Source organism: Allosphingosinicella sp. (assembly GCF_059502505.1).
The window spans coordinates 40,589-62,973 of sequence record NZ_JCACEU010000019.1 but is presented as its reverse complement, the minus strand read 5'-3'; the positions used below and the strand labels follow the sequence as shown (position 1 = coordinate 62,973).

General features: G+C 63.7%; 15 protein-coding genes, 1 tRNA gene and 1 pseudogene. 6 read left to right on the top strand and 11 right to left on the bottom strand.

The window, feature by feature from the left end; translation table 11 throughout:
* Nucleotides 1-252 precede the first annotated feature (252 nt).
* From AC5JBD_RS12700 to AC5JBD_RS12685, 4 genes are all read right to left on the bottom strand, one after another.
* Nucleotides 253-4,707, bottom strand: a complete 4,455-nt coding sequence (locus tag AC5JBD_RS12700) for a beta strand repeat-containing protein (protein WP_495722182.1) — start codon at nucleotides 4,705-4,707, stop codon at nucleotides 253-255.
* Nucleotides 4,708-4,950: 243 nt separating this feature from the next.
* The gene (gene rplA / locus AC5JBD_RS12695; RefSeq protein ID WP_495722181.1) at nucleotides 4,951-5,649 is read right to left on the bottom strand and encodes a 50S ribosomal protein L1; all 699 of its coding nucleotides are present in this window, start codon (nucleotides 5,647-5,649) and stop codon (nucleotides 4,951-4,953) included.
* A 2-nt stretch (nucleotides 5,650-5,651) separates the two neighbouring features.
* Nucleotides 5,652-6,083, bottom strand: a complete 432-nt coding sequence (gene rplK / locus AC5JBD_RS12690; RefSeq protein WP_495722180.1) for a 50S ribosomal protein L11 — start codon at nucleotides 6,081-6,083, stop codon at nucleotides 5,652-5,654.
* 120 nt (nucleotides 6,084-6,203) lie between these two features.
* Nucleotides 6,204-6,605 carry a group III truncated hemoglobin gene (locus tag AC5JBD_RS12685; protein WP_495722179.1) on the bottom strand — a complete coding sequence of 134 codons (402 nt, stop codon included), beginning with the start codon at nucleotides 6,603-6,605 and terminating at the stop codon, nucleotides 6,204-6,206.
* Between the two features lie 339 nt (nucleotides 6,606-6,944).
* On the opposite strand from AC5JBD_RS12685, the gene phoB reads away from it, so the two are divergent.
* From phoB to AC5JBD_RS12655, 6 genes and pseudogenes are all read left to right on the top strand, one after another.
* A complete protein-coding gene (phoB, locus tag AC5JBD_RS12680) occupies nucleotides 6,945-7,634 on the top strand; it encodes a phosphate regulon transcriptional regulator PhoB (RefSeq protein WP_495722178.1) in 690 nt (229 codons plus the stop codon).
* Nucleotides 7,627-8,379, top strand: a complete 753-nt coding sequence (locus AC5JBD_RS12675; protein WP_495722177.1) for a PDZ domain-containing protein — start codon at nucleotides 7,627-7,629, stop codon at nucleotides 8,377-8,379. The genes phoB and AC5JBD_RS12675 overlap by 8 nt, the downstream gene beginning before the upstream one ends.
* A 171-nt stretch (nucleotides 8,380-8,550) precedes the next feature.
* Nucleotides 8,551-10,053 carry a beta-helix domain-containing protein gene (locus AC5JBD_RS12670; RefSeq protein WP_495722176.1) on the top strand — a complete coding sequence of 501 codons (1,503 nt, stop codon included), beginning with the start codon at nucleotides 8,551-8,553 and terminating at the stop codon, nucleotides 10,051-10,053.
* Nucleotides 10,054-10,094: 41 nt separating this feature from the next.
* Nucleotides 10,095-12,806, top strand: coding sequence for a TonB-dependent receptor domain-containing protein (locus AC5JBD_RS12665; protein WP_495722175.1), 2,712 nt, complete (start codon nucleotides 10,095-10,097; stop codon nucleotides 12,804-12,806).
* Nucleotides 12,807-12,982: 176 nt separating this feature from the next.
* On the top strand, nucleotides 12,983-13,969 hold the full coding sequence (locus tag AC5JBD_RS12660; protein ID WP_495722174.1) for a hypothetical protein: 987 nt from the start codon (nucleotides 12,983-12,985) through the stop codon (nucleotides 13,967-13,969).
* Nucleotides 13,960-14,367 (top strand): annotated as a pseudogene (locus tag AC5JBD_RS12655) (hypothetical protein); the annotation flags it as partial. The gene AC5JBD_RS12660 and the pseudogene AC5JBD_RS12655, both read left to right, overlap by 10 nt.
* A 361-nt stretch (nucleotides 14,368-14,728) precedes the next feature.
* Here AC5JBD_RS12655 and AC5JBD_RS12650 read toward each other — a convergent pair.
* The 7 genes from AC5JBD_RS12650 to AC5JBD_RS12620 all read right to left on the bottom strand — a co-directional run bounded on the left by AC5JBD_RS12650 (nucleotide 14,729) and on the right by AC5JBD_RS12620 (nucleotide 22,361).
* Entirely contained in the window at nucleotides 14,729-17,194 is a 2,466-nt protein-coding gene (locus AC5JBD_RS12650; RefSeq protein WP_495722173.1) for a hypothetical protein, read from the bottom strand.
* A 754-nt stretch (nucleotides 17,195-17,948) separates the two neighbouring features.
* Complete coding sequence (locus tag AC5JBD_RS12645) at nucleotides 17,949-18,455, bottom strand: hypothetical protein (protein ID WP_495722172.1); 507 nt, start codon at nucleotides 18,453-18,455, stop codon at nucleotides 17,949-17,951.
* A 307-nt stretch (nucleotides 18,456-18,762) separates the two neighbouring features.
* Entirely contained in the window at nucleotides 18,763-19,302 is a 540-nt protein-coding gene (gene nusG / locus AC5JBD_RS12640) for a transcription termination/antitermination protein NusG (RefSeq protein ID WP_495722171.1), read from the bottom strand.
* A gap of 17 nt (nucleotides 19,303-19,319) precedes the next feature.
* A complete protein-coding gene (gene secE / locus AC5JBD_RS12635; RefSeq protein ID WP_495722170.1) occupies nucleotides 19,320-19,517 on the bottom strand; it encodes a preprotein translocase subunit SecE in 198 nt (65 codons plus the stop codon).
* Nucleotides 19,518-19,617: 100 nt separating this feature from the next.
* Nucleotides 19,618-19,693, bottom strand: a tRNA-Trp gene (locus tag AC5JBD_RS12630).
* A 51-nt stretch (nucleotides 19,694-19,744) separates the two neighbouring features.
* Nucleotides 19,745-20,551 carry a hypothetical protein gene (locus tag AC5JBD_RS12625; RefSeq protein ID WP_495722169.1) on the bottom strand — a complete coding sequence of 269 codons (807 nt, stop codon included), beginning with the start codon at nucleotides 20,549-20,551 and terminating at the stop codon, nucleotides 19,745-19,747.
* Between the two features lie 19 nt (nucleotides 20,552-20,570).
* Nucleotides 20,571-22,361, bottom strand: a complete 1,791-nt coding sequence (locus AC5JBD_RS12620; RefSeq protein WP_495722168.1) for a fatty acyl-AMP ligase — start codon at nucleotides 22,359-22,361, stop codon at nucleotides 20,571-20,573.
* Between the last annotated feature and the right edge of the window lie 24 nt (nucleotides 22,362-22,385).

Below are 22,385 nucleotides of genomic sequence, written 5' to 3'. Positions count from 1 at the left end.
CGTCTCCTATTTCCAAAAGCCTCAACCGACTCGATACGCATCCGTTCCGTCCCAAAGCGCTGCCGCTGCGTGAACGCCGATTAGCTCATGTCTGAGAAGTCAGCGTTAGCGTTGGTATCGTTCTCTGCCGACCCTGCGTTCAGTCGCTTCAGCACGGGCTTCGCCCAGGGCGCCGGGCTCTGCGAAGGCAGCCGATCAGTGGTGTTTGCTTCCGTCATGGTCTTCCTTTCCAAAGATATGCTCGTATGGGCTCTAGGCGATAAAGTCAGAGCTCGCGAGGGGAACTTGGCTCGCCAAGGTGACGTTGAGGGCGAAATCCGCCATTCCGTCGCCGTCGACATCGCCTTCGAGGCGCCAATAGCCCGACCCCGTATCATAGGCGCGAAGCTCACCGGCGCCGCCGCCGAAGGCGTTGCTCCCGATAAAGGTGAACGACTGGTCACCCGCCACGCCGGCATTCGCATCGAGAAGGCGAAGATCGATCTTGTCGATGCCCGAGGTGAAATCCAGAACGCTATCCGCATTGTCGACAGCGGAATCGGACAGCCGGCGAACCTGGAACGTGTCGCTGCCGCTGCCGCCCGAGAGACTATCGGTCCCGCCGGCACCCCACAATATGTCGTCTCCTGCCCCGCCGATCAGAGTGTCGTCGCCGGCACCCGAATAGAGCCTGAGGCTGCCGTTCTGGACCGCGCTGCCATCCACCTTGAACACCTGCCCGGCGTTGAGCAGGGAATTGCCGTTGACGATAAGCGTTCCGCCGGGCGCCACATTGCCGTTGGCGAGCGTAAGATCATAGGAGGGGAGCCCGCCGGAGCTCAGCGCATATCGGTCGCTGACGGAGATCGCCTCCATGTTCCTCAGCTGGGCGTCGCCGAGGACGACTGTATTCATGCCGGCAACGCCGCGGATGATGAGAACGTCGCTTCCAGAGCCGCCGTCCACCACGTCGTTCGCGCCCCAGCGGGTTCCTTCGAAATGGAAACCGTCATTGCCGGCGCCCGCGGTCAGCAGATCCGTTCCATAGCCGCCATAGATCAGGAAATAGCCATCGGTCTCGGCAGAGCCGTTGAAGGTGAAGGTCTCGCCGGCGCCCAGGGACGAACCGTTGACGGCGAACCTCTGTCCCGCCTTCACGTTCGCGTCGAGCAGCGTCACGTCATAATTGTACGTGTTGCCGGCAAGATCGCCGAACCGCGTCGAAGCCCCGGATTGGACGGAGAGATATTCCACATCGACAAGGCTGTCCGCGCCCATCGTGACCGTATAATTGCCCTGCAGAACGACGACATCGCTGCCGGAGCCGCCGTCCACCCGATCGGCAGCCGTATAGGCGGCTCCAAAGTAGATGCCGTCGTCGCCCGCGCCGGCCCAGACCGCATCGTCACCGCCGTCCTGGAAGTAGAAGGCGTCGACCCCCGTCCCGCCTACCAGCATGTTGTCGGCGCTGTTGCCTCGAAGCGAAGCCCCCGCCGAGCCCGTATAGGTCAGCTTCTCGACATAATCAGGCAGCTGATAGCTGGCCACCGACGTCCGAACCTCGTCCGCATCGCCCTCACCCGCCTGCTCCGTCACAACGTCACCGGCATCGTCCACGATGTAGATGTCGTTGCCGGTGCCGCCGATCATCGTGTCGGCGCCCAGGCCGCCGCTGATCAAATTGTCGGCGTCGTTGCCCGTCAGCGTCTGATTGACGTTGCCGAGGCCGGCCAGCCGCTCGATGTTCGGAAGGGCCGCGATGCTGTAGCTTGTGAGCGTGGTTCGAATGTCGTCCGCGGTGCCTTCGCCCGCGTCTTCCGTCACTGCGTCAGCGACGTTGTCGACGAAATAGATGTCGTCGCCGGTGCCGCCGCTCATGGTGTCGATGCCGGCGCCGCCGTTTAGAATGTCATTGCCCGCCTCGCCAATCAGCAGGTCGTCGCCGGCGTCGCCGGTTATGTCGTCATCTCCGGCGCCGCCGTTCAGCTCGTCATTGCCGCCGTTGCCGTTGATGCGGTCGTTGCCTTCCTTCGTATGGATGACGTTGCGGTCAGTGCTGCCGAAAACCCAGTCGTCGAGACTGCCGGTGACCACGTTCTCGATCCCGAGGAGCGTTTCCCGATTGTTATAGCTGTCGAGCGCTTCGCCCGGGCCGAGACTGCTGAAGAGATTGCGGCCGGGCGGGTTGAGGAAGAAGCCCGACATGTTGACTATGATACCGAACGTCCCCGTTTCGGTGGAATAATCGGCCGTGTCGATCCCGTCGCCGCCGTTCAGGCTGTCCACGCCGCCACCGCCGATGAGGCGATCGTCGCCGGCCCCGGCATTGAAGAAATTCTGAGCGCTGCCGCCGATTAGAATGTCGTTTTGCGCACTGGTGTCGGCATGTTCGATGCCGATTAACGTGTCGCGATCACCGAAATTGTCGATCGCTTCACCGGCCGCGACGGTGGCACCTGCATTGGGATGACCGGCAGGGACCACAAAGTCGGCCCCTGATAGGTTCAGGACCACTCCAACGGTCCCTGTTTCCGCACCGATCAGGTTCTGGGAATAGTCGATGCGGTCGCCGCCGGCGCCGGCGTTGACGACATCGTTGCCGCCGCCCGGAGTGATGACATCAAAGCCGTCGCCCGTGGTGATGATGTCGTTTGCCCGACCGGTGCGAATCGTGGCGCTGGCGCCGTTGCCGACGGTGATGACGAACGCCTCGATACCGGTGTACGTCACGCGGCTGCCGCTCGAGTCATTCCTGAAGATACCTTTGTAACCCGAGGCGAGGTCGCCGGGGGTCACGTCAGTCGCTTCCCAGGACACGAAACCGGTCTTCCCGCTATAGTCTACGATCAGCGTATCGAAGCCGGATCCGCCAGTCACACCGTCCGCGCCGCTATAGTGAGTGACGGTGTCGTCGCCCCCACCCACATCGACTGTTTCCGAGGTGCTCGTAAACGCACCGCCGCCAAGCGAACGGTCAACGCTAGTGACGATCCAATCGTTGCCCGAGCCGGTCTTCAGCGTTCCAAACGCTTCGAAATTCGTGAAACTGCCAACCTCGGCAAAATAGATGTCATAGCGGACATCGAAAATGATATCCGTCGTCGCCTGCGACAGATCGGCCGAAATCACGTCGAAGCCGATACCGCCATGTGCAATGTCGTCACCCGCGCCGACATCCACGAAATCGTCGCCTGAACCGCTGGCAACCTGATCGTTTCCCGCGGCGGTGACGATGGTGTCAGCCCCGCTTCCCGTTATGATGCTGAAGCGGTCGATATTTTGAAAGGTCGCGGAGCTTGAGGGGCTAGCCAGCGAATCCGTGAAACTGCCGCTGAAACCGCTGGCGTCCGCCTGCGGACGTGACGTGTTCCCCGGACCGGCTGTGAAGATCGCTGCAGTCGCATTCTGATAATCGATGAACAGCGTATCGATACCTGTGCCGCCATCGACGATATCAATACCAGTTCCAGAAACGATCAGAAAATCGTCGCCGCCCTTACCATCCACCGTGTCGTCGCCCCCGCGCCCGCTGAGCGAGTCATTGCCCTCGCCGCCGATCAGCGTGTCATTCCCATCGCCGCCGGTGACGGTGAATGTCTCGAAGCCGGAAAACTGGCCGCGATTGCTTGTGATGGTTCCGTCCGAATTGACAACGAAGGTCGTTGACTCAGCCAGCGACTCGAACTGAGCCACGAGACTGTCCATCCCGGCTCCACCGTCGAAGTTGATCTGATTGGAGGAGAAAATACCGAGAACTCGAAACGTGTCGTCACGGTTGCCACCGGTGAAAACAACGGATTCGATATCTTGGAAGCCCACGCCGTTCGCGTTGCCTAACAGCGTTCCCAATGTGGTAGCATTTACGAGGAAGTTTTCAACTTGATCGGCGGAGATGTCCGAGATCAGAATATCGTTCCCCGCGCCGCCATACACATACACCGAACCAGTCTTTGTGATGTTGATGACGTCGTTGCCTTTGCCGGCGCCGACCTGAATGGCCTCCATGTTTGTGGCGACCACCGTGCCGAACAGCTCGACATCGCTGCCGATCTCTATGCTCAAGGCTGCGCTCGCAGTGCTCCAATTGGCTTGCCAGAAATCGTGTCCTGCGCCACCGTCGGACCAATCCGTCAAAGACGTCGAATAGAAGCCGTCATCTCCGTTGCCGCCGTCCAGGATGTTGGTGCCGAGCCCGCCCCACAGCGTATCATTTCCATCGCGCGTTCGGATAACGTCATCGCCAGCGCCGCCATGAATGGTGAAAATCTCGAAGCCGGCGAACTGACCATAGCTGCTGCTGATCACCTCCAGATTGGCGGCGAAGCTCACCGATTGAGTGAAAGTTCTGAAGTCGAACAACAGTGAGTCGGCGCCTTCTCCCGCATCGAATTGCACGTTCAAGGCCGCCGAGGATGGCCGCACCTCAAGAGAGTAAGAATCATTGCCCGAAGAACCTACGATCCGAACATTCTCCATGTTGAAGAAATCGACGAAGGACTCATAGCCTGAACTATGTGAAACCCTTCCATCGAAACTACCGTTGCCGAAAGTATCGGCAACTCGCACCGCAGTGCCAACTTCGAAGCTTCTAGAAATGTACAAACTATCATACCCAGCAAGCCCGTCTAAAACGCGCATATAGCCGCCACGGTCGGTAACAGTGAATGTGTCGTCTTGGGAGGTCCCGCCGGTGTACCCATCAGGCGGATTGATAACATTCACTGCCACTACGCTTCCCCCTAGGCCAGATCAGCTGTCTAAAATGCTGAGGAGCATGCTCTAACCACATGAAAGATCGGCGTAAAGACAAGGCCATTGCTGATTATGGGACGACAGACGGACAACTTACACGCAGCCGTCCCTGGAGCGCCTAGCTGCGCTCGCTGTCATGAGGATCCGCAGGGCCACGAAAAGAAAAGGGAAGCGGATTTGAGCCGCTCCCCTTTGATCCTTCGAACCTTAGCTAAGGTGTCAGGCCGTCGCGACTTCCGCCGCGTCGATCTTCACGCCCGGCCCCATCGAGGAGCTGAGCGCGACCTTCTTGACGTATTTGCCCTTGGCGCCGGTCGGCTTGGCCTTGACGATCGCGTCCACGAACGCGTCGAAGTTGCGGCGGAGGTCCTCGTTCGAGAAGCTCGCCTTGCCGATGCCCGAGTGGATGATGCCGGCCTTCTCGACGCGGAACTCGACCTGGCCGCCCTTGGCGGCCTTCACCGCCTCAGTGACGTTCGGCGTCACAGTGCCGAGCTTCGGGTTCGGCATCAGGCCCTTTGGACCCAGCACCTTACCCAGCCGGCCGACGATGCCCATCATGTCCGGGGTCGCGATGACGCGGTCGAAGTCGATCGTGCCGCCCTGGATGGTCTCCATCAGGTCCTCGGCGCCAACCACGTCGGCACCCGCCGCGGTCGCTTCCTCGGCCTTGTTGCCGCGCGCGAACACGGCAACGCGGACGTCCTTGCCGGTCCCGGCGGGCAAAGTCACGACCCCGCGCACCATCTGGTCAGCATGGCGCGGATCGACGCCCAGGTTCAGCGCGACTTCGATAGTCTCGTCGAACTTGGCGGTCGCATTGCTCTTGGCGAGCGCGATGGCTTCATCGACGCCGTAGAGCTTCTCGCGGTCGACAGTTCCGACCTGCGCCTTCTGCTTCTTGGTCAGCTTCGCCATGATCAGCCCTCCACCACTTCAAGGCCCATCGAGACGGCCGAGCCCTCGATGATCTTGGTCGCCGCGTCGAGATCGTTGGCGTTCAGGTCCTTCATCTTCGTCTCGGCGATCTCGCGAAGCGCCGAGCGCGTGATGCGGCCCGCCGACACCTTGCCCGGCTCCTTGGAGCCCGACTTCAGCTTGGCCGCCTTCTTGATCAGGAAGCTCGCCGGCGGCGTCTTGGTCTCGAACGAGAAGCTGCGGTCCGCATAGACGGTGATCACCGTCGGGATCGGCATGCCCTTCTCGACTTCCTGCGTGGAGGCGTTGAACGCCTTGCAGAATTCCATGATGTTGACGCCGCGCTGACCCAGAGCCGGGCCGATCGGCGGCGACGGATTGGCGGCGCCCGCGGGCACCTGGAGCTTGATGTAGCCCGTTACCTTCTTTGCCATTGTTCACTCTCTTTCAAGTCTAGCGGTCCAAGCGGACGCACAGGGCATCCTCCCGCAAATGTTCCGCGCTGTAGCTTGGAAGCGGCGGCCCATAACGCAAGTCGCCGCCGGGGTAAACAGCTAGGCCGCTCGCGGCTTCAGCAGGCTGTCAGGATCGCGGCTGAAGGATATACCCATCGAAAGGCTCTCCGCGATCCGGCCGGCCTTTTCCTGCAGCGCCGCTGCGCTGGCGGGGTCAAGCATCTCCTCCGTCGTCTCGCGCCAAAGAGCAAGCCAACGTTCGAACGATGCCGAGGAGATCCGGTCGCCATGCTTCACATGCGCCGGCAGCGGCCGGCCCTTATAGCGGCCGCTGGTCAGCATGACCGAGGACCAGAAGGACTGGAGCTTGTCGAGATGCTCCGGCCAGTCATGGATGGCGTCGTTGAACACCGGCCCGATCAGCGTGTCCTGCCGCACCTTCGCATAGAAGGTATCGACCAGCGCCTTCAGGCTCTCCTCGGTGATGCCGCGAAACTTCATCTTCTCTTCCACAATAGCGAGGGGGCGCCCGCGACGCCGCCTCTATGTCGATGCTCAGGCCGCATGTTTCCAGATCGGCTCCAGCGCGAGGTGGGGCGGAGTGGGCTCCTTGCGGGTGCGTCATGACTCCGCCGCCACGCGCATATCAAGCTGCTGCCAAGCCTGCGGACGGCATCGCACCCAAGCTGGACGATCCCGCACAGGCGGCGATGCCGCAACCGTCACACGTCTGTCACCCCCCTGTCACGGAGCGCGCCCAGAAACGGCCGCAACAGGTCATCCGGCGAGCGGCTGGATGCGGAACCGTTCGGGGCGCCGTCTGGCGCGGATGGAGAGACGATGAGCGCACGGCTGCTGCTGGTCGAAGACGATCCGCATCTCGTGAAGCTGCTCCAATGGCATTTCGAGCGGGAAGCGTTCGAGGTCGTCCACACGCCCGACGGCGATGAGGCGCTGCTGCTCGCCAAGAAGTCGCCGCCCGACATCGTCCTGCTCGACTGGATGATCGAAGGTCCGTCGGGGCTCGAGGTCTGCCGGCGCCTGCGCCGCTGCCCCGCCACCGCCGCCCTGCCGATCATCATGGTCACCGCGCGCGGGGAGGAGGCGGACCGGATCCGCGGCCTCGAGGCCGGCGCCGACGATTATGTCACCAAGCCTTTCTCGCCGGGCGAGCTGGTTGCCCGCGTCGGCGCCGTGCTGAGGCGCGTCCGCCCGGCGCTCGCGGGCGAGCAGCTGGCCTTCAGCGATCTCACGATGAACCTCGCCGAGCACAAGGTGCGGCGGGCGGGACGCATGATCCCGCTGGCGCCGACCGAATTCCGGCTGCTGCGCCACCTGATCGGCGATCCGGGCCGCGTCTTCTCCCGTGCCCGGCTGGTCGAGGCGATCTGGCCGAACGACCGCGAAATCGACGAGCGCACGGTCGACGTCCACATCCGGCGCCTGCGCAGCGCGCTCAATGCCGGCGGCGGCCCGGACCTGATCCGCACCGTGCGCGCCGCCGGCTATGCGCTCGACGACGATGCCTGACGTCTCCGCACCGCGGCCGGCCTTTGTGGGCGCCGCCGGCCTCACGGCTGCAATCGTCCTCTACGCTCTTCTTGCCCGCGATCCCGCCGGGCTCGCGGCTCTTCCCGCTCCGCTCCCGCCGCCGCCGCTGCCGGCGCCGCCACCCTCCCCCACGCTTGAGACCGTCGCGCCGGCTCCTCCGGTCTCTACCGACGGTCTCGTACTCTACGGCGTCTCCGGCGGAGGTTCTGCAGGCATGGCGGCGATCATCGGCATGGCCTCCGGCTATCCCCGCATCGTTCCAGTCGGGCGCGAATATCGGCCAGGGCTCGTCGTCAAGGAAGTCGGCGCCACCCACGCGGTGCTTGCCGACGCAGGGCGCGAAACGCGGCTGGAGTTGAACGGCTCGAGATCGACCGTCAGCAGTCAGCCCTCTCCCGCTCCCGCGCCGCCCCCCGCTCCAGGCTTGGCGGGCATGGACGCGCCCGCGCTTCGGCTCGGCCTCCGTCCCCAAAAGGCGAACGGCCGCATCACCGGGTTCGAGCTCAAGGCCGGCGCCGATCTGCCCGTCCTCCACCGGGCCGGCCTCCGTCCCGGCGATGTGATCCTGGCGGTGAACGGCCAGGCCTTCGAGAGCGAGGAGAAGCTGCTGGAGCTTCCGCGGGAAATCGCCGGCTCCTACGTCGCGGAATTCGAAGTGGAACGCGCTGGAGACCGGATCAAGCTCTCCCTGCCCGTCAATCCAACATCGCCGGCATCAAAGTAGAGTTAAGGTGTGTGTCGATCATGTGAACGAAAGATTGCAGTCATATTACAGTTGAGCTGCTGCAGTTTAGTTCCGTAGTTGTAATATAAGCATCATCAAACGCCCATAGCTCCCGCCTCGACACTTCGAATCGAAAAGCGATTCGGGTTCACGGGAACAAAGGGGCAGATGATGACCAACCTTCGCAAACTTCTTCTCCTCACGGCGGCGCTTCCGCTTGCGGCCTGCGGCGCGGACGATGTGGCTTCACCGGGTGAGGGCGTGCTCGTCCCCGGGCCGACTCCGTCGCCCTCGCCCTCCCCCTCGCCTTCACCGACCCCGACGCCTCCGGGCGGACCCGCCGCTTCCTGCCCCACCGGCACGACCGACCGGGGCATCCTCAGCAACCGCCGCAATTGCGAGATCTCCGGCACCATCACAGGTCAGCGCCTGATCCAGAACCTGCCGGGCGTAGTCTACTCGCTCGCCGGCCGCGTCCAGGTCGGCACCGATTGCGGCGCCGATCCCGCGGCGCCGATCGCCGGCTGTCAGACCTCGCAACTCACCATCGATCCGGGCACGGTGCTGTTCGGCTCGGGCGGCCTCGACTTCCTGATCGTTAACCGCGGCTCGCAGATCTTCGCGGAAGGCACGCAGAACAGCCCGATCATCTTCACCAGCCGCCAGAATATCGAAGGCACCGCGACCGAGAACTCGATCGGCCAGTTCGGCGGCCTCGTCATCCTCGGCCGCGCGCCGATCCAGAGCTGCAACCAGCCCAACGTGCCGGGCGGCAGCGTCAACTGCCAGTCGCAGGTCGAGGGCACGACCGGCCTCTACGGCGGCGCCACCGCCAACGACAATAGCGGCCGGCTGCGCTACCTCCAGGTTCGCTATCCGGGCTTTGAAGTCTCGACCGGCAACGAGCTGAACGGCATCACCCTGGCCGGCGTCGGCTCCGGCACCACCGTCGAGCGGATCCAGGTCCACAACAGCTCGGATGACGGCATCGAGTGGTTCGGCGGCACCGTCAACGGCCGCTACATCGTCATCACCGGCGCCGACGACGACAGCCTCGACACCGACTTCGGCTACAAGGGCGCCAACCAATATGTGATCGTCGTCCAGCGCACCGGCGGCGGCGACCGCGTGATCGAGGCCGACACCAACGGCAACGGCAACAATGTCCCCCGCTCCTACCCGAAGTTCGCAAACGCCACCTTCGTCAGCCGCCGCAGCGCCGATGCGTTGCTGTTCCGCGGCGGCACCGACTTCGCGGTGCTGAACAGCGTCGTCACCGGCTCGCCCATCTGCCTCGACGTCGACGATAGTTCGGTGACCCTGCAGGCCTCCGGCGCCGCCGCCGAGGAAGCCGGCCCGCCCGCCTTCCGCTCGGCCTTCTTCTCCTGCGCCAATCCGTTCCGCGACGAAGCCGACGGCACTGCCGCCCAGATCGCTGCGATCTTCAGCGGCAACAACAACGTCTCGAACGGCACGAACTCGCTCCAGAACGTGTTCGTGAACGGCACCAACGAGAGCGCGGTGGTCGCCACCAATCCGACCAGCTTCAGCAGCTTCCTGCAGGTGGCCGGCTATATCGGCGCGGTCCGCGACAATGCCGACCAATGGTTCATCGGCTGGACCTGCGGCCTGGGCTTCACGACGCCGTCCTGCACCGCGTCGCCGGCGGCCTGAACCATCCACCGAATAGCTGAAGTAAGCCTGGGGGTTTCGTGATGACCAGCCGCACCTTGTTCGGGAGCCTGCTGCTCCTCACCACCGCGCTCGTCCCGGCGGCGGCGCTCGGCCAGACCCCAGACGGACCGCTCGTCGCGGACGCCGCGCCCGCCGCGGCACCGCCGGGCCAATATGAGGGCCTCGAAATCTCCGCGCCGGGCGCCGATCCGGAGGCGGAGCAGGAGATCGTCGTCACCGGCCGCAACATCCCCGACGTGATCCGCTCGACGCCGGAGGTGATCTCGGTCCTCTCCAGCGCCGACATCGCCCGAACCGGCGAGGGCGACATCGCCGGCGCGCTCCAGCGCGTCACCGGCCTCAGTGTCGTCGGCAGCGGCTTCGTCTACGTGCGCGGCCTCGGCGAGCGCTACTCGCTCGCCTTGCTCAACGGCTCACCCCTTCCCTCGCCCGAGCCGCTGCGACGCGTCGTGCCGCTCGACATCTTCCCGACCAGCGTCATCGCCAGCTCGGTCGTCCAGAAGAGCTATTCGGTGAACTATCCGGGCGAGTTCGGCGGCGGCGTCATCAATCTCACCACCGTCTCCGCGCCGCGCGAGGATTTCTTCACGATCGGCGGCAGCATCGGCGGCGACACCGAAACCACCGGCCAGCTCGGCTACACCTATTACGGCTCCGACACCGACTGGACCGGCTTCGACGACGGCAGCCGCGACATCCCGCGTCCGCTGCAAACCGCGATCAACTCCAACCGTCTGATCGTCATCGGCCCGAACTTCACCGAGAACCAGGTGAAGGACATCACCGCCAGCCTGCTGAACGCGTCCACCACCCTCGTCCAACGCAACGACAACATCCCGGTCAACGGCAGCCTCGGCTTCAGCGGCGCGACCACTTATGACGTGCCAGGTCTCGACCAGCAGCTCTCGATCATCTTCGCGGCCAACTGGAGCAACAGCTGGCAGACCCGCGGCGGCCTCCAGCAGGTCGCCGCCGGCATCACCCCGATCGACGGCACCGACACGCTCCAGCCCGACGTCGACTATCGCTTCCTGTCGACCGAGAACCGCATCCTGGTGAACGGCCTGATCGGTTTCGGCCTCAGCTTCGGCGAGCACAAGCTGCGCTGGACCAACCTCTATATCCGCGACACCCTCAAGGAAGCGCGGATCCAGGCCGGCACCAACCAGATCAACGTCGGCGCCGATCCAGTCAGCATCTCCAACATTGCCTGGTTCGAGCGCCAGCTGATCGACACCCAATTGGTCGGGGAGTTCAACTTCGGCGACCTCGACCTGGACCTCCGCGGCACCTACGCCCAGTCTCAGCGCGAATCCCCGTACGAGCGCACGATCAGCTACCGCTTCGACGAACGCGTCGACGATTCCGTCAACGATCTCAGGACCAACGGCCAGTTCGCCCGCGTCGCCTTCAGCAACCTGGTCGACGACGTCTATGCCGGCGGGGCCGACATTGCCTACAAGGTGCCCGTCGAGATGGACCTCACCGTCTCCGCCGGCGGCGCCTACCTGAAGAACGACCGCCGCGCGACCCGCCGCGACTTCCGCTACACGCCGCTCGACATCCTGCCGCTCGAGGTCGCGCAGGAGCGGCCCGACTTCCTGCTCTCCGACTTCAACGTCTACACCTACGACATCGTCCTCACCGACATCTCCGGCACCGCCGGCGCCGCGCGCTACGAGGCCGATCTCGAGGTCCGCGCCGGCTACGTCCAGCTTGAGCTCGAGCCGATCGACAGCGTCCGCCTCCAGGCCGGCGTGCGCTACGAGGATGCCGACCAGACGGTCACCCCGATCGACCTGTTCGGCACCGGCGGCGCCGACATCACGCCGTCCGCCATCTTTGAGGATTATTTCCTCCCCGCCGCCACGCTCACCTGGAACCTCGCCCAGAACATGCAGATCCGCCTGCATGCCTCCAAGACCATCGCCCGTCCCCAGTTCCGCGAGCTCGCCCCGCAGCAATATTCGGACCCCGACACCGACCGCACCTTCTTCGGCAACCAGTTCCTGACCGACAGCGAGCTGTTCAACGCCGAGGCCCGCTACGAATATTATTTCGCCCGCGACCAGCGCTTCAGCCTGGCCGGCTTCTACAAGGATATCGACCGGCCGATCGAGGCGGTCGCCTTCCAGCAGGGCGGCACCTTCTTCACCACCTTCGCCAACGCCCCCAAGGCGCGGCTCTACGGCGGCGAGATCGAGCTCCAGAAATATTTCGCCCTCGACACGCTGGGCGCCGACTTCCTCACCACCCGCCGCGCCGTCCTCATCGCCAACTACACCTACTCCGAGAGCAACATAAAGGTCGGCCCCGACGACACGACCATCCCGGTCGGCACCGCCGGCGCTCCGGTCCCGGCGGCGAACGTGTTCGACGACGGCACGCCGCTCACCGGCCAGTCGACGCACCTCGCCAACCTCCAGCTCGGCCTCGAGAACACGGAGCGCCTGTCCCAGCAGACCCTGCTCCTCACCTATGCCAGCCGCCGCGTCACCAATCGCGGCCCCGGCCAGCAGCCCGACATCTTCGAGAAGCCGGGCCTGCGCCTCGATTTCGTCGCCCGCGAGGGCTTCAGCCTGTTCGGCCGCGAAGCCGAGCTGAAGTTCGAGGCCCGCAACCTCCTCGGCGAGGATTATGAGGAGTTCCAGACCCTGAACGCCAGCCGCATCGACACCAACAGCTACGACATCGGCACCAGCTTCAGCCTCGGCCTCGAAGTCACTTTCTAACCGCCGCGCAGCGGCATCCCGCCCCCCTCCGCGCCTCCCCTTCTTCTCCGCGCCTCCGCGTGAGAAAAGAGGCGCTGACGCCAAGCCGCAAAGCCGCAAGGAAGAACCACAGGGCCCGCCCGCCGAAGCCTCGGCGAAGGGTTGCAATGTAGGAAATCCTCTGCGCTAGGCTGGGGATGCCCAGCCGCCCCTTCACCCGCGCCCAGGCGCTCCAGAACCGCCGCTTCCTCGAAGCCCTCCGCCGCACCGGCAACGCCCGCCTCGCCGCCCGCGAGCTCAATGTCAACCGCGCCACCTACACCAAGCGCCGCGCCGGATGCGCCGCCTTCGCCCAGGACTGGGACGCCGCCCTCGCCGCCGCCCACGCCGCCTTCAAGCTCGCCGGGGGCCAGAGACCGCCCGAACCTCATTCTCCCCTCCCGGCCTTCCGGGAGGGGCCGGGGGTTGGCCCTTCCTCCCTCCGCACGAAAGGCGGCGAACCCACAATCGTCCGCCTCAAGTCCGGCCGCCTCCAGCTCCGCCTCGCCCCCGCCGGCCGCATGACCAGGGCGGCCGAGCAGGCCTTCTTCGCCGCCCTCTCGGCGAGCGCCAACGTCCGCCTCTCCGCCGCCGCCGCCGGCTTCGCCCATTCGAGCTTCTATGCGCGGGCCCGCAAGGCCCCCGCCTTCGCCCGCGAGAAGCGCCTCGCGCTCGAAATGGGCTATGAGCGGCTCGAGGCGGCCGCGATCGCCGCCGCCGTGCCGGAGAGCCATGCCGACGACGGCTGGCGCCACAATGATGCGCCCCCGATCCCGCAGATGAGTGCGGACCAGGCGCTCCAGCTCCTCTTCCTCCACCAGAAGGGCGTGCGCCTCGGCTGGGACGCCCCGCACCGCCGCCGCCGCCGCGGCGAGTCCGACGAGACCCACCGCACGCGCCTCCAGGCCATGTATCAGTCGGAGAAGGCCCGCGAAGCCGAAGCCGCCGCCCTCCGCCGCGCCGCCCAATATGAAGCGACCGGCGACTGGCGCTTCCCCGAAGAAGAACCGCCCCCCGCCCTCCCGGCGCTGGAGCAGGTGACGGGCTGGAGCAAGGCGGACCCAAACAAGCAGCCGCACAACCCGAGGAAGGCGCTGTTCGGCGGGTGGCGGCTCAAGGATTGGAAGAAGCGCCGGAGGCGGTAAACCTCAAGCTCGCCAAGGAGCCCTCCCGCCGCGCCACCGGCCAGACCCTCTACATCCTCGACGAGCCCACCACGGGCTTGCATTTCGAGGACGTGCGCAAGCTCCTCGAGGTCCTCCACGCCCTCGTCGACCAGGGCAACAGCGTCGTCGTCATCGAGCACAATCTGGAGGTCATCAAGACCGCCGACTGGGTCATCGACCTCGGCCCCGAAGGCGGCGACAAAGGCGGCGAGATCGTCGCCGAGGGCACGCCGGAGCAGGTCGCGCGGGAGGTGCGGTCATATACCGGGAATTATCTGAAGCCGCTGCTCGAAGGCCATGCGCCGGAGGTGGTGGAAGCACCGAAGGCGAAGGGGCGGCGCTCGGCGGCGGTGCGGGAGCGGGAGACGGCGGAGTGAAGCTAACAGGCCTGAAACAGCCCAAAACCTGAACGTAGCTACTAACTAGTAGATCAATTGGTCCGATATAGGAATGGTCGAGACCACGTTCGTGCTCCCGTCTTGCAAAGCCGATCTTGCGTTAACTCGCTTTCCGGTTGGTGTGGCGCGGGCGTATCTTCCTGGCGCGGTGTCGGCGCAATCCAAAGCCGCACCGCCCAAATTTCGTCTTGGTCCGCCTGCTTTGCCATGATGCCGCCTTCCCACCGATTCGGAAGCGATAACGGCTCTCCCCAGCTGTAGGAAAGAACAAAAAAGGAACGCTGGGCAGGGTCGGTGAAGGATAATACATTCAGAGGCCTGATGCTATCGATAAGGCCGATCATCTGCGATTTGCCCGCCTCCGCGCGCTAGTGAGGACCCTAGCACTCTCCTCCCTGAAAACGTCCCGAGCGCGAAAAGTGAAGGTCTCCTCCTCCGGCATATCGAGGGAGTAAGCATCCTTCTCCCGCATCTCCTCGGCGTGAAGGTATTCGATGAACTTGTCGACACGGTCCAGGCGAAGCTCAACTCTCTTATACCGGTCACGTTTCATAAACAGATCGTATTCCAGCTTGGCCGCCTCTGCCGTATAATTGCTTACCTGTTCGTCAAACAACCCGCAGTCGACGCAAACGAGGTCCAAGTAGGTGAAGTAATATGCCAGGTCGTTCAACATGTAGAGTCCGTATGGCGTGATTTTCACAGCATCGACGGCATCAGAATAGAAATCGAGGCGGTTGTTAGCTTCGACGAACCCATGCTTTAGCAGAACATCAAGATTGCTGTGAAGATCGTCAAGCATGTTGAACGTTTCAACGAAATGAGATTGCAGCTGGGCGACCGGCACATAACCTGCTGTTCCGCCCTCCACGAGCTTTGCTAGCTTCCTCAAAATGCGCAGCGCCGTAAAATGAGAACAGTGGCGATTGAAGCGGAGCTGAAATATGTTGGGAATGTCGCTCATCTTTTCGTCGTAAAAGTAGCGAGACGGTATCATGACCGGCTTTATGACCTGATGAATCTGGAAGTCCCACGTGGGCGCAGACAGTATCTCATCCACATTTGTGTAGCCAGAAAGCAAGAAACTTCTGAACAAGTCTAGCGACAATCGCGTGTCCCCATGTGCACAAGCCGTCAAGAAGTTTGTGAGGTGAGACTTGTGCTTGGCGAGCTCCTTCCGAACTACGGCAAGGTAGCTGCAGCACTCTTGGACAGTTTTCTGGTCTGCATCCAGCAGGAGTTCATCAGGACCAGATGAAGCTAGAAGGTCCTCTGTATACTCAAGCCTCTTTCTGAATACCTCAGCAGGTCGTGGAGAGCTAATGTGGAAGCCAGAATTCTGGAAGGCGTCCAAGACGCCGTGAATCTTGGAGTTGTAGAACCGTTCTTCACGCATTGAGATTAGGACAGTGCAGCCTAGCTGGTCGGCGACCTCTTGCGCGGAGGTAAAGCAGAAATCCTGAACGTGGCCGGCGTACTGGTCGGTATTATCAAGGACCACCACGATGCCCTTGCCCCTTACCTGCCAGTAACGGACCAACTGCTGTGCACAAAACGCCTTGTCGGCTTTCCACTCTGCGAGGAGTGAGTTGAGCCGCATGTTGTATGCCTCTGAGGCGGGAGGGAGGCCAGCTAGATCCTGCTTTTGGACCACAGAAAACCGCTCGTGAAAAAGAGTGTGGATCAGTTCATCCCGCTCGCTTTCAAGAATATGATCTACGTCGAGGTGTTCCACCAGGTTGGACCACAAGCTAGACCGGATTACCGCCGTGTCTTCCGGAACTTTCAGAAGATCAAGGATAACAACGATGGAATGGTCTCTGAGCCAAGACGGCGGATTGTAGTGTAATAGACGTTTGATGAACGTCGATTTTCCTGCACCCTTACCGCCGAACAGGACAAGAACCTCTCCCTTTTTATTGCGTTTGACGGCCTTAGTTATTTTTGCTCCTATTTGTCCTCCGTCGTGGGTGTCCTCAAGCTGCTTAATTCCATATTCTTTCAGGTGGGGGCTCAACGCATCTTGGATCAGGCTTCGCATGCCCTGGAGAGTATGCTGATCGTCGCGTTGAGAAACGTAGCACCTCTCCATGAAAGTGGGGTCATCGTCGCCGATGACGCCGAAGTAGCGGTTAACCAGAGGCCGAAGAAATGGAGCCAGCCGGTTGGAGGCGATTGGATGGGAGAATGACGGGACTCGCTCTTTAGAATAGAATATCGATCGATCTTTAGGAGGGGCGCTTGTCAGCAAAGAAGCCAGCGATGAGCGGTCGACCACAGACGTGTAAGATAGACTGTTGATCGCGCGAGTATACTCCTCCAAGAAGAAATCAAGCCGACGAATGACAAACGCCCTCATCGTATCCCACCGACGGGACTTTTCAAAGGTCTTAAATAGGATCCATTCATGACCATTTGTGATGGCGGCATATTCGCAGCCGACATCTACGCAATATGTCCGAACCTGCATCACCGCATCTTTAATCGCGGCATCACTTAGAAGCTTCTCCAAGCTAATATACGCGGAGGTCTCAGATACATCAGCCGGTGCAGGAAGAGAAAAGAATTCCCCCTCACGCTTAGCTTCGATCAAAATGATAGGGTCATCATTAGTCTTTCTAAGCACGTAGTCGGCGTATCCGGGTCTGATGTATTCCTCGACTGTCAAACGGTTTCGCGGCCAAGTCAGGACGCTATGAAGCACGACGTCAATTATCTTGTGTCGGGTCTCTGCCTCATTTCGGTTCCGCTCATTCGCCGATTCAACGAGCGTTCTGAGTTCTTGGAATGCCTCATCATTTGCCATCGTTCACTCGCCGCAATCCTCTAGGTTTAAGAAGGGTAGGCGCAGGCTTCGCGCTTCACAACGGGTTCGCCGCTGCTCAAGTAGTCTCTCCGGTCCGCAATTCACGTCGCCTCACCGCCGCTGCCACTTCACCCCGTCCTTCCACTGCCGTTCGGTCGGCAGCGGCAGCGGCAGCGGGTCGCCGGTGGGCGGGTCGCGGGTGAGCTCCAGCTTGGATTGTCATAGTCTAGTGAGCATTTCGCCCAGTCTGATCTTGGCCGGTTCGCTCAATTCTACGCAGGTCCGCATGCCGCTTTTCTGAACCCGGCGAATATACCCTTTCTTCTCAAGCAGCTTGAGCCATCGCAGGGCGGTCGTGCTCGGAACGGCTGCGCCGATGCAAGCACTTGAGACAGAAATGGCTCGCCCCTCTGCATTGCTAACATAAAGGTCCAGTAGGATGTCCCATGCTGGCTCCGAGAAAAGCTCGTCGGGAAAGTAGCGGGATCGCATGCGACGAGCCACGTAGATCCGCTTGGCCAGCGTAAGTGCTTCGTCGTTGTCTTCGCGAACTGGGAACCGGGGGGAGCCGCAAGCCTCTTCGCCTATAGCGTCGAGAAGCTCGTTCAGCGCTTGTAATACCCTTGGGCCCAGTCTGTGCCGGCTAGGTGCCTGGTCTGGTAGCAAGCGATACCTCTGTTTTTCCCTGAGCCGCCTGCATGTGCCGAGGCGCCGTGCAATATGAGGAGAGCCGCAAGTGCCGGAATGGCACACCTCACCCTCGCGCCTCCCGCACCAGCCGCTTCCTCTCCGCATCGCTGCGCGCCGCGGCCCACCGCACCGGATCGACACCGCGCGGCGCAGGGGGCGGACCGCCGCCTTCGGGCGGCGTGGTGGGGCCGGGCGGCGGCTCGTGGTCGGCGGGGCAGGTGCCGGCGAGCCAGTTCGGCATGGCCGCGCTCTCGTGCAGCAGCAGGAAAGGCGAGAAGCGCGCATCGCCTCGCTCCCGGTCCACCGGCGCCGCCACGAACAGCCCGCGCGCCCGGCATTTCGACGCCTTGCACCGCGCCCGCCGCCCGATCAGCCCCCAGTCCGCCCCACGCAGGATCAGCAGCGCCTCCAGATCCACGTCGAACAGCCGCCGGCACCCCAGACACGCAAATCGTACGACCGCCCCCGACGCCCGCATCGCCCCGATCGTATACGCCCAATGCGGCCAGATCCGCGGCATGGCCGGCCGGCCGTCTCCCGGTTTCCCCGTCCCCCATCGCCGTTCAGCCATTCGCCCCATCTGGAACATAGAGCGAACATCAGCAAGACCTCATCGCCGCTGCTCCATACGGTCGCGCTCCTGCTGAGCCGCCGCGAGGTGCAACGTCTCGATCCTACCGGAGCCCTGAACGAAAGATAGAAGGTCGCGAGGGCGGCCTCGCGACGTCGAACGGGTTCGCTTCGCGACCCGTCGGCCGGACGAGCGCCGTCTCGGCGCTAGCTTGGACTGCGCTACGCTTCGCCGGCGCTAGGGGGTTCCCATCAAAGTAGTACTTTGATGGGGCCCCTACGCCGTGCGGGCGCCAAACAGGCGGAGCCTATTTGGCTCGCTCGACCTGCTCGAACTCGAGCTCGACCGGCGTCGCGCGGCCGAAGATCGACACGCCGACCTTGACGCGGCCGCGGTCGAAGTCGAGTTCCTCGACGATGCCGTTGAAGCTCGCGAACGGGCCCTCCAGCACCTTGACCTGGTCGCCGATCTCATAGTCGACGCTGATCTTCTGCTTGGGCGCGGCGGCGGCGGCTTCGTCCTTGGTGTTGAGGATGCGCGCGGCCTCGGCCTCGCTGATCGGCTGCGGCTTGCCCGACGAGCCGAGGAAGCCGGTCACCTTGGGCGTGTTCTTGACGAGATGGTAGACGTCGTCGTTCATGCTCAGCTTGGCGAGCACGTAGCCGGGGAAGAATTTGCGGTCCGACGTCACCTTCTTGCCGCGGCGGACCTCGGTCACCTTCTCGGTCGGCACCTCGACCGCCTCGACCAGCTGGTCGAGGCCCATGCGGGTCGCTTCCGACATGATCGCGTCGCGGACCTTGTTCTCGAAGCCCGAATAAGCGTGGATGATATACCAGCGGGACATGATGGGTCTTGTGATCCTTAGCTGAGGAGGCCGAGCAGGGCCTGGACGATCGCGCTGAACGCGCTGTCGACGCCGAAGAAGAAGAGGCCGAGCAGGCTGGTCATGATCACCACCATGAGCGCGGTCGTCATCGTCTCGCGGCGGCTCGGCCAGACCACCTTCGCGGTCTCGGCGCGCACCTGCCGGAAGAATTCGCCGGGACTGACCTTCGCCACTGCTTGCTCTCTTTCCCTCTGGATGTTCGGAAACTTCGAAATAGGGTCTCCGGCCCGTTTTCCCAGTGCGCCGCACCCGCCGTGAAGGCGGGCGGGAAGATGGCAGGAGTGGAGGGACTCGAACCCACGGCCCTCGGTTTTGGAGACCGATGCTCTACCAGCTGAGCTACACTCCTAGGCCGGAGACCCGCGCCATTACCCGCGGTTCGGCGCGGGCGCAAGGGCGGTCAGGTGCAGATCGCGCGGTAGGCGACTTCCATCACCGTGCCAGCCTCGATCGGCAGCGCCCCTTCCCCGCCGGCGCCATAGTCGCGCTGCTCGGTGACCGCGCCGGCGGCGTCGTGCTTGCGGATCGCCATCGGGTTGATCGTCCGGCCGGCGCAGTCGATGCGGAGCAGATAGGAGCTGTCGCTGGGGCCGGTCTGGCCGGGATTGGCAACCCGGAACCAGGCCTGCGGGTGCGGCGCGGTGGTGCGGTCGAGGCTGAGCGCATCGACGGCGATCGCCTGACCGGTCGACGCCGCTCCGAGATTCACCCAGGCGCCTGGCGACACGACGACGGGCGACGACGTCGCGACAGGGCCGGCGGGCGCTTCGGGCAGAGTCACCACAGGGGCGCCCGATGACGCCTCAGCGACGATACCGGTCCCGGCCGGAGCGGCCCTCGCGGGGATCTGCGCCGTCGCGACATTGGCCGCGCTGAGGCCGCAGGCATTGGCGGCGGTGCCCAGCTCCAGCGCCACCTTGGGATCGTTGACGTGGCGCGACACCCAGAGGAGGTCGCTCATCTGGAGCCGGTCCGGATCGGAATAGCCGCGCGTCACGCCGCTCGCCGCCTGCTGGAGCTGCCGCAATTGCCACGGATCGAGCGTCTCGCCCAATCGTCCGACGACGCAGGCGGATTGCGTCGCATCGAGCCCGTAGCGCGCGAGCTCGCCACCGATAATCTCGCTCTTCGGCTTCACATAATCGATCGCATAGCCTGCACAGCCTGCGGTGAGACCGAGCGCGAATAGCGGAAGCAACGTACGCACGTGCGCCTTCTCCGAAACGTCAGGCTGCGATGTCGTAGGGCTGGATTTCGCCGGTGAGGTAGAGGCTGCGGGCCTTGGCGCGGCTCAGCTTGCCCGAGCTGGTGCGCGGCAGGGTCCGCGGCGGCACCAGCTCGATCACGCAATTCATGCCGGTAATGGCGCGGACCCGCTCGCGGATCTCATCGCGAAGGCGACTGCGCTCCTCAGTGTCGGATGTCCGGCACTGGACCAGCACCGCCGGCGTCTCCTCGCCGCCCGGCGTGGTGATCGCGAAGGCGGCGATGTCGCCCGCCTTGAAGCCCGGCAATTGCTCGACCGCCCACTCGATGTCCTGCGGCCAGTGGTTCTTGCCGTTGATGATGATCATGTCCTTGGCGCGGCCGACGATGTAGAGATAGCCGTCGGACATGTAGCCCATGTCGCCGGTGTCCAGCCAACCGTCGGCGCTGAGGCAGGCGCCGGTCGCCTCCTCGTCCCGGTAATAACCGGCCATGACGGACGGACCGCGGCACCAAACCTTGCCGATCGCCCGGTCGGGTAGCGCCCCGCCATCCTCGTCGCGGATCGCGACTTCCATGTCGCGCACGGGCTTGCCGCAATTGACGATCGCCCGGTAGCGCTGCGGCCGGTCGCGCTGCCCTTCGCCTCCCGACAGCAAAGTCTCCTCAACCAGCTCTACCACGATCCCCTCGCCCGGCGGCATCAGGGTCACGGCGAGCGTCGCCTCAGCAAGGCCGTAACTCGGCAGGAACGCCTTGGCGTCGAAGCCGGCTTCCGCAAATGCGTCGAGGAAGGCCTGCATCACGTCCGGCCGGATCATGTCGGCGCCATTACCCGCGATCCGCCAGCGCGACAGGTCGAAGCGCTCGGCGACATTGGTCTGGCTGGAGACGCGGCGCGCGCAGATGTCGTAGCCGAAGGTCGGCGAATAGCTGCCGGTCGTGCCCTCGTTGCGGCTGATGAGGTCTAGCCAGGCGAGCGGCCGCCTCGCGAAATCCTCGGTCTTGAGATAATCGGCGGAAAGCTGGTTCGCCACCGGGGAGAGCATGCAGCCGACCAAGCCCATGTCATGATACCAGGGCAGCCAGGAGATGCACCGGTCGGTTTCGATCAGGCCCATGCCGTGGCCGTGGGCGGCGAGATTGTTGAGCAGCGCCCGGTGGGTGATCACAACGCCATGCGGGAAGCGGGTCGAGCCGCTCGAATATTGCAGGAAGACGATATCGTCCGGACCCGCCTTGGGAAGAGGCGCCGGCGGCGCCTCGTTCCGCGCGAAATCCTCCCATGCGATGCCTTCCGCCCCGACAGCCTCGGCGGCGGCGCCGGCCATGCCGCTCAGCTCGGCCGGGAAGAAGAGCATCCTCGGCTCGGCGCTGCGCATCTGGACGGCGAGCTGGTCGATATAGGAATCGCGCCCGCCGAAGGAGGTCGGCAGCGGCAGCGGCACCGGCCAGGCGCCGGCATAGACGGTGCCGAAGAAGAGGGCGGCGAATTCCGGCCCGGTCTCGGCGGTGATCGCGATCCGGTCGCCCCGCTTCACGCCATGCGCGATCAGGCGATAGGCCGCGGCGAGCGCATCCTCGCGCAGCTCAGCATAGGAATAAGGCCGCACGAGCTGCCCGCGCGGATTGTGGAAGTTGAGGCCGCGCACGCCGCGGGCCGCATAATCGAGCGCCTCGCCGAGCGTGTCGAAATCGGCGAACCGTCGCGGCAACGCGTCGGCCGTCGGAGTATAAGCGAGCGGCTCGCTGTCCTTGCTGTCACGCCGGGCCGTCTGGTCCAGAGCCTGGTGGAGCACGTCGGAATTCATCCTTTTCGTCTGGCGTGGCGGCAT